The organism is Microcoleus sp. D3_18a_C4, assembly GCF_036702415.1.
Taxonomy (GTDB): Bacteria; Cyanobacteriota; Cyanobacteriia; order Cyanobacteriales; family Microcoleaceae; genus Microcoleus.
Genome location: NZ_JAUBTI010000008.1, coordinates 137,721 through 150,091 on the forward strand (window position 1 = coordinate 137,721; position 12,371 = coordinate 150,091).

11 protein-coding genes are annotated in these 12,371 nt (G+C 44.8%); 6 read left to right on the plus strand and 5 right to left on the minus strand.

The annotated features are described in order from the left end of the window. Positions 1-47 precede the first annotated feature (47 nt). The 3 genes from QUB16_RS06860 to QUB16_RS06870 form a co-directional block, all read right to left on the minus strand. Positions 48-2,384: a glycoside hydrolase family 31 protein gene (locus tag QUB16_RS06860; protein ID WP_333315072.1), complete on the minus strand. Its 2,337-nt coding sequence runs from the start codon at positions 2,382-2,384 to the stop codon at positions 48-50. 705 nt (positions 2,385-3,089) lie between these two features. Next, a complete protein-coding gene (locus tag QUB16_RS06865; protein WP_333055558.1) occupies positions 3,090-3,449 on the minus strand; it encodes a group 1 truncated hemoglobin in 360 nt (119 codons plus the stop codon). A 177-nt stretch (positions 3,450-3,626) separates the two neighbouring features. After that, on the minus strand, positions 3,627-3,932 hold the full coding sequence (locus tag QUB16_RS06870; protein WP_333315073.1) for a hypothetical protein: 306 nt from the start codon (positions 3,930-3,932) through the stop codon (positions 3,627-3,629). Positions 3,933-4,093: 161 nt separating this feature from the next. On the opposite strand from QUB16_RS06870, the gene QUB16_RS06875 reads away from it, so the two are divergent. From QUB16_RS06875 to QUB16_RS06895, 6 genes are all read left to right on the plus strand, one after another. Then, the gene (locus QUB16_RS06875; RefSeq protein ID WP_333315074.1) at positions 4,094-4,696 is read left to right on the plus strand and encodes a 2OG-Fe(II) oxygenase; all 603 of its coding nucleotides are present in this window, start codon (positions 4,094-4,096) and stop codon (positions 4,694-4,696) included. Between the two features lie 252 nt (positions 4,697-4,948). Continuing rightward, positions 4,949-5,356, plus strand: a complete 408-nt coding sequence (locus QUB16_RS33505; RefSeq protein ID WP_445251102.1) for a deaminase domain-containing protein — start codon at positions 4,949-4,951, stop codon at positions 5,354-5,356. Positions 5,357-5,373: 17 nt separating this feature from the next. Further along, complete coding sequence (locus QUB16_RS06880) at positions 5,374-6,243, plus strand: hypothetical protein (RefSeq protein ID WP_333315075.1); 870 nt, start codon at positions 5,374-5,376, stop codon at positions 6,241-6,243. 68 nt (positions 6,244-6,311) lie between these two features. Continuing rightward, entirely contained in the window at positions 6,312-6,701 is a 390-nt protein-coding gene (locus QUB16_RS06885; protein WP_333315077.1) for a hypothetical protein, read from the plus strand. A gap of 138 nt (positions 6,702-6,839) precedes the next feature. Beyond that, the gene (locus tag QUB16_RS06890) at positions 6,840-6,974 is read left to right on the plus strand and encodes a hypothetical protein (RefSeq protein ID WP_333315079.1); all 135 of its coding nucleotides are present in this window, start codon (positions 6,840-6,842) and stop codon (positions 6,972-6,974) included. A 221-nt stretch (positions 6,975-7,195) separates the two neighbouring features. After that, entirely contained in the window at positions 7,196-8,470 is a 1,275-nt protein-coding gene (locus QUB16_RS06895) for an alpha/beta hydrolase (RefSeq protein WP_333315080.1), read from the plus strand. A gap of 87 nt (positions 8,471-8,557) precedes the next feature. Here QUB16_RS06895 and QUB16_RS06900 read toward each other — a convergent pair whose 3' ends face one another. Next, positions 8,558-11,686: a CHAT domain-containing tetratricopeptide repeat protein gene (locus tag QUB16_RS06900; protein WP_333315081.1), complete on the minus strand. Its 3,129-nt coding sequence runs from the start codon at positions 11,684-11,686 to the stop codon at positions 8,558-8,560. Between the two features lie 58 nt (positions 11,687-11,744). After that, positions 11,745-12,371 (minus strand): DUF1822 family protein (locus QUB16_RS06905; RefSeq protein ID WP_333315082.1); only part of this gene is annotated, 627 nt, incomplete at its 5' end.

The following is a 12,371-nucleotide window of genomic DNA, read 5'->3' on the forward strand; positions in this document are numbered from 1 at the left end:
CCAGAAAAACCTTATTAAAAAGGGCGCAACATCTCAGAAATATCAAACTATCCAAATGTCAAACGCCGCACCGTACCATTATCTGTAAATCGCTGTTCGCCAACGCCAACAACTTCCACAATAACTTCGCGTTCTGATATCGAAAATTGACCCTCGCGCGCGGCAATTTCAACGAGGGTTTTTTCCCCTTCCAAATACACCTTGTAATTAGTCGTAGCCCAGACACCTTTTTCATGTTCAAAACTGTGTCCATCGTCCTCATAAAGCGTCCATTCACCGCTTCCGGGCCAAATTCGCATTTTTAATGACTCAAGCGGTTCTTCGCTGACAAATTGCCTCACAGGTGCGATCGCAATTATGCCCCCTCCCCGCACGTAAAGCGGCATTCTCTCCAAAGGTGCATCAGCTAAAATGTGCGTCGGGCCCTGATAGCATTCGCCCGTCCACCAATCGTACCAAGTACCCTCCGGCAAATACACGGCGCGGTGCTCAACTCCGGGGCGGTAAACAGGTGCAGCCATCAGCGACGGGCCGAGTAATACTTGATCGTAAAGGTGATAAGTTGTGCGATCGCGCGGAAAGTGATATAGTAGCGGTCGCAAAATCGGCGTTCCCGTCGTCGCAGCTTCCCAAAACAACGTGTAAATATAAGGCAACAACTGATAGCGCAAATTGATGTAATCGCGGCAAATCTTCTCAGTGCGAGATCCAAAAACCCACGGTTCGTGCTGCGCCGTACTCATCGCCGAATGACCGCGCATCAAGGGATACAGCATCCCCACCTGCATCCACCGCGCGAACAGTTCAGCCGTTGCATTCCCCGCAAAGCCGCCGATGTCGCAACCGACAAACGCCACGCCGGAAAGCCCCATATTGCAAAGCATTGGTAGGGACATTTCTAAGTGTTCCCACTGCGATTGATTGTCGCCCATCCACACCGACGAGTAACGCTGAACGCCCGCAAAACCCGATCGCGTCAGCACAAAAGATCGCTCGGTTGATCGCACTTTTTGCAACCCCTCAGCACAAGCTTTCGCCATCATCAACCCATACAAATTGTGCGTTTCCGCGTGGGTAGCGCGATCGGATTCCGGGCCTTGCGGTGCATCCAAGGGAAAGCTGATGTGTTCGCCGCCGTCACCAAAAGGCCGTTCGGCGATCGCAGGTTCGTTCATGTCGTTCCAAATCCCCGCAATCCCAATATCTGTCAGGGTTTTGTGCAATTCCCCCCACCACTGGCGCACCTCCGGCCGCAGGAAGTCGGGAAACACCGCTTTGTCGGGCCAAACGTAACCGTGGAATAGCTTTCCCTCTGCGGTACGGACGAAATAGTCATTCTCCACACCCTCATCGAATATTTCATAATCTGCTTCCGGTTCGTACTTGACACCGGGATCGACAATCGTGACAACCTTAAAACCCGCTGCTTTCAAGTCTGCGATCAGTTTCGCGGGATCGGGGAAACGCTTCGGGCTCCAGGTAAAAACGCGGTAGCCGCGCATATAGTCGATGTCGAGGTGGATGACATCGCAGGGAATCGCCCGATCGCGAAATTCCTTCGCCAACTCGCGCACAATGTCCTCTGATTCGTAGCTCCAGCGGCATTGGTGGTATCCCAGCGCCCATTTTGGCGGAATCGGCATCCGGCCGGTTAACTGCGTGTAGGTGGCGAGAATTTGGGCGGGTTCCGGGCCGTAAATGATGTAGTAGTCGAGTTCCGGGCCTCTGGTTTCCATCCGCAAAACCCCCGGTTGTTCGGCGCCGATGTCGAATTGACTCCAAAAAGTAGTGTTAAAGAAAATGCCGTAAGCGCGATCGGGATTCATGGCGATGTAAAATGGGATCGCCTGGTACATTTCATCGGTGAGGGAATTGTAGTCGAGGGAGTCGGTTGTCCAGTTTGTCTTGACTTCGGAGAGTTTGTCGAGAAAGCCGGTGCGTTGGCCGAAACCGTAGAAGTGCTCGTCTGCTTCGATGCGCTTCCAGCCCGCGGCCCGGCCTGCGCGCCATCCCATATTGCGATCGCAGTCGCTAGCAAAGGGTTTTCCCGATTTGTCAAAGCATTCGATTGCAGCGCGATCTCGCTTTACGGAAATTAATATTTGTGCGGTTTCAATTTCTATTTTTTCCTCGGTTTCTCGCACTTCAAATGGTATAATTTCCCACTCTTCGTCAGGGACTGTTATTGAGTGCGATCGGCTGTTAAATTCACCTGTCGGGGACATTCGCACTCGGATTAAATTCGGTGCGAGGATGCTGATATTTAGGGATATCTCGCCGCAATTAAAGTGAATTGTGCGATCGGTTTTATTTATGGATTGTACGGAGGCGATGGTTGACCAAGGCTGTTCAGTAGTTTGGAGTTTTCCGAAGTATTGCGGCATATACGATTTGGTAATTGGCAATTAGTAAACCGATCGTGCAAGCCGCACTTGACTACCGTCATCTAGCTAAAGGAGGAATATAACTTGTCAGTATTTCAAGTAAATTAACAAATGCGGTAAAATATACTTCGGCAATACCGTGGCTAGCCGAATAAGCTACTATAGAAAATGAAACAGGTATCCATAAATTAAGTTGAAAATAACTGAGCCTTTGCACCATTTTTCATTTTAAATCAGGCTTTATGAACAGGCAAGATGCCTGTTCCACAAAGACTAAATTTTCTTGTGGAACAGGCATCTTGCCTGTTCTTGATAACACAAGATGCCTGTTCCACAAAGACTAAATTTTTCTTGTGGAACAGGCATCTTGCCTGTTCTTGATAACGAATAAGCTACTATAAAAAATGAAACAGGTATCCATAAATTAAGTGGAAAACAACTGAGGTTTTGCACCATTTTTCATTTTAAATCAGGCTTTATGAACAGGCAAGATGCCTGTTCCACAAAGACTAAATTTTTCTTGTGGAACAGGCATCTTGCCTGTTCTTGATAACGCCTCAATTGTGAACTTTTCTCTTCCTTCGCCTCGAAAGCGGTTCATTATATCCGGCAAACAACAAAGTGGAGTTTTCGCTTCACCTTACGAAATCTCCACTTTTATCACTATTCTAGTGGCTGCAAAAAACCAGTTGCATTCACTCGATCTTACTTGTACAAAACAGCCTCTTTCAAAGTCGCGATCTTACCTAGCGCTTCATCGAGATCCTCTTGGGATGCGCCGTGGGCAACTATTGCATCGGTCAAATGCTTCACAATTGCATCAAAGTGTTCAGGCTGTAGATTCAAACCTGCGTGTGCTTTCTCCATTGAACGGCCTGAGTATTGCTTGGTGCCGCCGAGGGCATAGGAGATAAAAGCAGTTTGATGGCGGCGCTGCTTTTCCATATCTGTATGATCGAAGAAGTGGCTCACTATCTCGTCAGCCAAAACATCGCGGTAAAAATCATCGACTATCTCTTTAATGGCTGGCTCTCCACCCATTTTTTCGTACAATGTTGTTGCCATATCGTTTCAGCGAGTTATTTTTTTTCCCTTACTCTTTAATTATAGCTGGCAGCTTTGCTTTTTTCCACTGTGAAATGTTAATTTAATCTGAAATAATTACTTAGTAACTGTTGCGACTGCTGGTATTTCTTAGACCACATTCTCTAATTGTAAACTTTATTAACGTTCTATCGCCAGTTAGATATTGTCGATCGCCCTCCCAGCAGTTTGACCTAATGCACGGCTTGCTTGTTTTAGCAAGATGTTTCCTACACACCACCAACACGCATCTCTTTTCGAGCTAGCAAACTCAAGAAATCGATGGGCAAACAGAGGCCGGATGCGATCGCAATTTACGCGATCGCCTCTGCAATTGGACAAGTTAAAATAAATGGGCGATCGGCTGCCCAGCGGCATCATGTATAATCGAATTGCCAATATAATCGAATCACCACCACGATCGCCTGTATAGTAATATTGGCAGTTGCTAGTCGGTTGCGACACTTCCGGGCGATCGCCCGCAGTTAAGAAAAACCTTTGACTTAAGTACGCGGACTTAAATCAAGATTATTATCTCCTCCGCCAGGAACGAAGCAATCCCAAGTCTGAGAGATTGCTGCATTTCTATCTGCTGTTTCCTTAAACTTTGATGATTTTTGAGTGCCTTGAAATACTATAGCCAACATCCTAACGCTTTCTCGATCGACTACCTCAACGACTTGCGAGGAGCAATTCTAGCCTCCCCTTATCTAGCAATCAACAACCTCAACCGCGATTTCATTGGCACCAAAGGGTTTTCCGTGGTGTTTCAACGTTCTGAAATCGCCGAACTAGAACGGCGGTTCCCTTTGTTCAAACCCTATCTAGACCAAGCATTACAGCCTGAATGCAATGCTTTTTACCTCAACCCTTTGTTGCTGGGTGAAGGTTCCCGCGTCGATCCGCATATCGATCGATCTTTGCGATCGTACTGCAAAACAGTTGAACCTCCCGCAGCCGTCAGCGTTTTATACGTGCAAGTACCGCCGAACTTGCAAGGGGGAGAATTGATACTGCGGCGCAACAAACAGCAAGTCGGCCAGATTAAGCCACAAGCCAACTCGCTAATCTATTTTCAAGGAGATTTGACTCACTCTGTCAACGCCGTTAAAAGTACCGGCACTCGTTTGAGTTTGGTTTGCGAACAGTACAGTTTGAGCGAAACTGAACTGCAAGATATTCCAGGATTCACAGTGGAATCTAGGGCCGCGAAAGCAAAAATTAAGTAAGGTTTATTCGAGCCTGGGAGGATGATAAATTCAGGACACGCTTAACCAGCCACTTGCATCAAGGGTTCCATAACCGCCAACTTATGTGCTGGGAGATTATCCATAACCACTACTGCGACCCGAGTGGGTTAAGACCGAGCATTATGGGCGAAAGCCTTGAAGGAAAAAAAGAATGATGCTAGCTTTATAAATATAGTTTTTTGAGGAGCTAAAGTTCTGAGAAAAGAGGACTTAAAAGCTGATGCTGTTTTAATCCGACAGCAGTACCTCAAGAAACCAGTCGGCAAAGGAAATGTCGCACTTGCTGAGCTACAGGTTAAGGGAGGTGTAGCCTTTTGTGCAGCAGCAACATCTAGAGGTGGCAGCAAAAGTCCAATTAGGGAAATACCCAAGCCGAAGTCAGCAGGAGGACAATTCGAGCCAGCTATTGATTCTCGAACCCAGCGTATGATGGATACTGATGCTGAGTACAAAGTTTTGTCACAAATTGCTGATACTCTTGAGATGTTCTATGATCTTGAAGTAGAAGGCCAACTCTACCTGTATACTGAGTTCCAGCCATGTGAAAGTTGTAATAGCATTTTGAGACAGTTTAAGGAGAAGTTCCCGCACATAAAGATAGAAGTTTTCTGGGATTACCCGTATCCACCCGAATCTTAAAGAGGAAGAAATCAGTTATGACTTTGGAATACAGCAGTCTTACAGAAAAAAGGTTGTCCTTGTTGCGCCAATTGCCTGAATCCATCCAAGGTACCCTAAGTAGGGTAGGGCAGCAACATTATGAAGAACTCTATGAACCAGAAGCAGAGGATGCAGCTTCACTTCAAGATGCTTTAGATGAAATTCTGGAAGTGTTTCAGAGTAACAACCAAACACTGAGCCACATTCGTTATGTTTGGATGGCGCTGATACTAGCTTCAGTTGTAGAACCAACAGTTCAATATTATCAACCATTAAACTTGATTCCACAAAAAACTATTAGTAAGATAGAACTATGGCTCCTAGAAAATCTTGAAAAGATGCTGGATTCTCAAAGAAAGTTTTCTAATGCTCTAAGAGAGGAAGAGTTTAAGGCTCTAGTAGATGTGATTAAAATTGATTATACAAAAGATAAAAAGTTGGAAAATTTTCAAATAATATTTGAAGCATTAGATGTTTATAGGAGTGCGATTAAAACTTTGGATTACAATCAATCCTTAGAATCATTACTAGATATATTAGAGAATTGTTTAGAGGGCTATGCAATCTTCCCCGGTTCCCACGGACGACGTGAGTTATTCGATTGGTGGCTACTAGAGGTTGTACCAGCAAGCTGGTATCTAATGCCTCCCAGTTCTATCTACTCGCTAGATAAATTGGGGAATGAAAAAAATAATGGTTTTTGTCACATGAATAAATTGAATGAAATTAGCTCTGCCATGTGGAGCATTATCTTGACAGCTTCTACCAGTAGACAGAGGTCAAAGCTGCGAACTTTCCCTAACAACTTTGAGGATTATTTAAACACAATACCAGGGGATGTTAGACTTGATAAGTGGGCAAGTTAATCTAAGTAACACTGCAAGTATATATAAAGATAGCGTTGAAACTATTTTTAGTTAAAGGAAGGACTGCAATGAGTAAGCCAGAAGATATTATAGCTGAAATAATGAAAAATCTTCACGAAAAAGAGCGCGATCAAGATGTTAATGAAAAGGAAGAAAGTAACTATGGAGAGGAATATATTTCCCAGCTTAAATCAGTTTGTAAAAGTTTTCTCAAAAAAGAATCTTTGGAAGTTGGACAAATCGTGAAATGGAAAGAAAACTTAAAAAATAGAAAGCTTCCCCACAAGAATCAACCAGCAATTGTTATTGCCATATTAGATAAACCTGTCATCAGCACTGATGATGAAGCTGGTAGCCCCTACTTCTTAGAAACTTTAGATATCATTCTGGGGATCGTAGTTGAAAACGGCACATTTTTAACTTATTACTATGATAGCAGAAGGTTTGAGCCTTATTAATTTATGTTTATATATTAATGGGAAACCTTTGAGGAAATGCCCCTTTAGTCAGCATAAATATTGAAAAATTAACGAGAAATCATGTGAGATTTGCTGATTCAAAACGGGTAAATTTTTGAGGGTTTAGGCTCTGCACCGATGCGGGGGGATATTGGTATTCAAAATGGTAAGATTGTGGCGATCGCATCCTCTCTTACCTCCAAGGCTCATCAAGTGGTAGATGCTTCTGGCTTGTGGGTGACACCGGGATTTATCGACATTCACACCCACTAGGCTCTAGAGTTAGAAATTGCACCCGGATTAAGCAAATCACTTCGTCATGGCGTTACCAGTGTTGTAATTGGCAATTGCAGCTTGTCTGTTGCAGTTGGTAAACCCCAAATGCTGGCAGATATTTTTCAGACAGTCGAAACTTTTTCCCACCAACTGATTGCCAAAGGGCTGAAACAGCCAGATTAATTTAAACTGATTAAAAATTAGGCTGCGAAAATCCGATGATCCACAAGAAGAACCGCAAAAAGTTACCTTTATTAGCAGCATTCTTAGTCTCGCCATTTATTTCTTGGTTTCTGAGTGCGATCGCCCTATTTCTCAGTCTCTGGATCATCGTACCAGCACCCACGATGTTCCTGTATCCTTTGGCGGTAGGAGCACCAGAAATCAGTCCTTGGTTGGTCGGTATCAATACGATCGCCCTTGTGCTGAACCTGCTCAGACGGCATCAAGGCAAAGTCTACATTATTTTACTCATTTGTAACCTGTTCGCCCTCATCCTGGGCCTGCTACCCCTGATTCAGTTCCCAGCAGCCAATGCAGCCATAGCTACTCAAATGCAAGCAGTTTTAGGGCAAAACTATTTAGCAGCCGTTCCTCAAACCCATCGCGCGCAGCTACGCCCTCAACCGTTTATCCTCGCAGATGCGTTCCGAGGAATTCCGATTAGAGACGTTAGGATCGATCGGGCTATTGTATTTGCCAACCCTGACGGAGTTTCACTGCAACTCAACGTTTATCGGCCGATGCAAATTGGCAAATATCCGGCGATTATCACACTCTACGGGGGAGCTTGGCTCAGAGGCAATCCCGATTCCCATGAGGAATTCAGCCGCTACATGGCCGCCCAAGGCTATTGTGTGGTTGCAATTGCTTACCGCCACGCTCCCAAATATCGCTTTCCTGCTCAGCTTGAGGACGTACAAGCCGCTCTTTCCTATATCAAAACTCATGCTGGTGATTGGTCCATCGATCTCGATCGAATTGCTTTGATGGGAAGATCAGCAGGTGCCCATTTAGCAATGCTAACTGCTTATAATTCTAGTGTGCTTCCAGTTCGAGCAGTGGTGAACTATTACGGGCCAAATGACCTGATCCGGGGATACAATGACCCACCTTTTCCTGATGCCATAAATGTTCGAGCCGTCTTGCGTGCCTTTTTGGGAGGAACGCCAGACGAACTCAACGAGCTTTACCGTCGGGCTTCTCCCATCAATTATATTAAACCGAATCTTCCCCCTTCTCTACTGGTTTATGCAGGCCGCGACCATATCGTTCAGCCCAAGTTTGGTCGATCGCTCTACCAACGATTGCGAGCCACGGGCGATTCCCTACGGGATAGCTTCGCTTCACGGGCTATTTTGCTCGAAATTCCTTGGGCTGAACACGCCTTTGATGCCGTTTTTAATGGCCCGAGCAATCAATTAGCTTTGTACTACACAGAACGCTTTTTGGCTCATACTCTGAAGTCTTCGGATTACCAACGAGTTAAATAAAAATTATCAACTTACTCATTAATTGTCGCACCAACTTTGTAAGGATGCGGGGATGAGTTTTGTTGAGGATTTAAATGTGATTGAATTTTACCGAATCCCAGTGCAGGTAAAAGCAGCCCAGTAAAAAGGGTGAGAGAACGGCTTTAATTCTTGACAATATTTATCTAAATTTTTGAGAGATAAATAAATTTGTTTGCCAATTTTATCATACTTTTTGTATTCTTCATCCCATTGCTGATATTCTGAGGAACCGGAGGAGCAAGCTTTTCGTTCTGCCTCGGATATTTTGCGGAGCGTGTGGGTTTCTTCACGTTTCTGTTTCAAAAGTTCTGTGAGTTGGGGTTTATAACTAGCAGCTAAGGTATTGCCCGTAAGCTCTCGCAACTTAACTTGAGCTTGTCTAATAGCCTCTGGGCGATTCTTTCCCTGCTGCCACTCTTGATAGTAAAAAATGGAGAAAAGCGCCGTAGCTAAATCATCGACAGCCCAAAGCGTACTGATAACACTTCTGGCTCCCGCCGACAAAAAAGCAGTTGAAAAAGTGAGGATATCACCAGTAATTTCACTCAATCCCAATCCTGTTTCGCAGCAGGAAAGAAATACATCCGACAACTGAGGGAGACGCCATGCAGGAGTCATTAACTGACCTAAAGTAATGCAGCCATCTCCTAAAATTAATGTCGATTCTAAGGGATTGTCAAAGCGCGACTGGGCGTGGTGGCTAGAGTGGAGGATTTGGACGGTTTGCGCCAGTTCTCGATAGTTACTAACAGTAGCCTGACGGCGACCTTTTAAGCGTTGATTGTCCGGGATGCTATAAAGAACTGCCAGTTGCTCTCCTTCAAAACTAGCGCAAGGCAAGTCGCCCGTTGCATCTTCAATTGTGCCGCAGTTCAGATTACTGCCCAATGAAGGGCGCTGCTGACAGAACTCTAGCACTTGGCAACTAGGTGCGTAACGAATCAAAAACTTGTCACCCAAATATCGGTTGTCTCCAATGGGCAGTGCAGCGAAGGGGATTTGGTGAAGGGCAAAATGAGGAACTATAATCAGTTCCGAAATTCCTTCTAAATGCCACAAAATCAGGTCATTCAAATTTAACAGTTGGGCGATTTCAGCTAGCATCTCAACTAACTCTTCTTTCCAAGAATCTTTATCCTCAACATATTGTCCTAACCAATTTTTGAAAATCCATTCGTGCAAATCCTCAAATCCTAAACCAGCGCAGCTTTGCAGGCTAATCTCGTTTTGCCGCACGACGAAAATCAAGGTGTCGCTAACAGTGGCGTAAAAGCTAATAATGGCAGTAGTGGGTTTGTCGATAAGCTGCTGGATGGATGGGAATTTGAGAGGATTGACTCGAATTTGACCCGCAAGCACCGGATCTAAGCGACGAAGTTGTTCCCAAATTAGGAGTTTTTCAGCTTCCAGATCAGCTATTATTTGATTGTAAGCTGCTAGTGCTGCGCGACTGTTATCAAGTTTGCTATTATCAAGTTTGCTATTATCAAAGTCGTTGCTAGGTTGATTGCGCCCTCGTTCTTTGTCAATTTGCTGCTGTAGCTGTTCAAAATCCTGTAAATACTGTTGAATTTCAGCAGGAATTTCTGCACTTGAATAGAGGTCATTGCTTGCCATTAAGTCTACGAGGCGTTTAGAGCGCGATCGCTCTACATATTCAACAGCTTTATCTAACTGCTTGTTATTGATACAAGCTTGCACGATGTTTGCGTAAATGTCGATCGCCTCTTCCAAAATTTCTTGGCGGCGAAATTCAGAAGTTGCCCAAGTACGCCTGGTTTCTACGGCTTCGATCGCGATGCCGTATCCATCAATGGCTAATTTCCAATCTTTTATTGCAAATCCTATTTTTCCAAGGGTTTCTCCAGCCCCCGAGCATTCAAATGGGAAAGCAGTTGGCGTACAAACTGTTAAAGCCAATCGATAACAAGCGATCGCTTTTTCGTGTGATTCAACCATGAAGTAACATTTACCCAGATTCATTTGAGCCATAGCCCACTCTCTAGGAAACTCATCCGGGTTAAAGACTTTTAAAGCAGATTGATGGGCGACAATAGCCATTTCTAAATTCTCATTTCGATTGCCCTCAAGTCGATGCACGTAAGCGTTGCCCAGATTCGTCTGCACTCCTGCCCAATCTGCGGGGAAAATGTCTTGAGTGTAAACTTGCAAAGCTTCGAGATTAGCTGCGATCGCCTTCTCAACATTTTCTACCGGATCGCCGTGAATTCGGTGGCGGTAAGCAGATGCCAGATTCGTTTGAGTTTGCGCCCAAAGTTCCGGGAATTCTTCGCGGGTGCGGAATAACAGGGCATTTTCATAACAGGCGATCGCTTGTTCCAAGTTTTCCGCCTTGTCGTCGCAGATGCGCTCGCGATAGATAATACCCAAATTATTTTGTATTTTAGCCCATGTTTTAGGCTCTGCTTCGCGGGTGTAAACTTCCATTGCAGCTTTGGAAGCCTCGATCGCCAATTCTTCATTTTCTAACCGATCTCCTCGGATTCGGTTGCCATAAGCAATAGCCAAATTATGTTGGATTTCTGCCGACATTTCAGGAAAGGATTCGCGGGTAAATACTTGTAGGGCATTTTGGCAGCAGGCGATCGATCGTTCTAGATTTTCGGCGCGATCTCCTTGAAAACGGTGATGATAAGCACGTCCAAAATACATCTGACAATCTGCCCACATTTCTGGAGTAGATTCGCGGGTTAAGACAGTAGCAGCAATTTCATAACCTGCGATCGCAATTTCTAAATTATTAGCTTGATTTCCTTTTTTAAATTCATGGATGCACAGGCTTAAAACTATAATGCTAGCAGCGATTCCTTCTTTATCTTCTGGTGGCACTTCAGATAGTATCGCAGACGAGCGAGATCGCAACACCTTAATAAAGTGTTCATCAAGTCTATCGTGGTTAGCTTCAAGCACAAGGTTAACTTTTGGAAGTCCCGTGAAAAAATGCTTGTCTATTCGTTCTGCATTTGTTTCCACCAATCTGTCAACGGTGTCGAGTCTATCTGGGTTTGTTTCCACCAATCGATGGACTGTTTGGAAATTTCTTTTACTTTCGTCAATAGCTGTGAATAACTGAAAAATTAAACGATCGCGAGTTTCCTCCTGGATGGAATCCCATTGTGCTGTCTGGCGTTTTGTCGTTTGGGGAGTTTTTTTCGGGCCGAATCCTTTTGCCATATTCTTTACAGGTTACGAAGGGGAGACTACATATACACATCAGCTATCCGTTCCAAAATTACGCAGCATCCCTCCATATTTCTGCTAACTTTTCCAGCAGTGCTTCGGCTAAATCTTCTAAATCAGTGTCGGCGCGATCGGCACTTTCACGAGTAAACTCCCCTCCGGCGGCACTCCCAGCTAACATCTCTCCCGCTGCGTACCGCCACTCGTACTCGTCGCAAGTTCGATAAATACGCTCTAATTGGGCAACAATATTGCTCTGCGATTGAGTTTGGATCGTAGATCGCACCTGTATCGCCACTGGATCGTCTGTTTCTAAGAAGGCGATCGCTTCTTCTAAACGAGTAATCTGTTCAATTAAAGCGTCGATCGGCATCAGTTCTGCTACTGCTATTTGTTGCGGTGGATTTGAGCTATCGAAGGTGGGAGCAAATCCCAATAGTTGCACGGAGTCAAGGCGATCGCTAAATTGTACTCCCACATATCCAATCCGATTTTCTATTACTTCTTCGGGTAATAGAATGGTTGTTTCACCAGGTAAAACTGGGCGGCATTCTAGAGAGCCAATGCCAGTAATTACCAAGTCAGCGACATTAGCTAGCGCCGTTTTTGCTGGATTGAAGCTATCGGAATTATTCACATCTGTTTCAATTTGTAGCCATTTTAAATAGCTGTGAACTGC

Bases quoted from the DNA above. Each gene is read 5' to 3' on its own strand.
- QUB16_RS06860 (WP_333315072.1), bottom strand. From the start codon at position 2,384: ATGCCGCAATACTTCGGAAAACTCCAAACTACTGAACAGCCTTGGTCA.
- QUB16_RS06865 (WP_333055558.1), bottom strand. From the start codon at position 3,449: ATGGCAACAACATTGTACGAAAAAATGGGTGGAGAGCCAGCCATTAAA.
- QUB16_RS06880 (WP_333315075.1), top strand. From the start codon at position 5,374: ATGACTTTGGAATACAGCAGTCTTACAGAAAAAAGGTTGTCCTTGTTG.
- QUB16_RS06885 (WP_333315077.1), top strand. From the start codon at position 6,312: ATGAGTAAGCCAGAAGATATTATAGCTGAAATAATGAAAAATCTTCAC.
- QUB16_RS06890 (WP_333315079.1), top strand. From the start codon at position 6,840: ATGCGGGGGGATATTGGTATTCAAAATGGTAAGATTGTGGCGATCGCA.
- QUB16_RS06895 (WP_333315080.1), top strand. From the start codon at position 7,196: ATGATCCACAAGAAGAACCGCAAAAAGTTACCTTTATTAGCAGCATTC.
- QUB16_RS06900 (WP_333315081.1), bottom strand. From the start codon at position 11,686: ATGGCAAAAGGATTCGGCCCGAAAAAAACTCCCCAAACGACAAAACGC.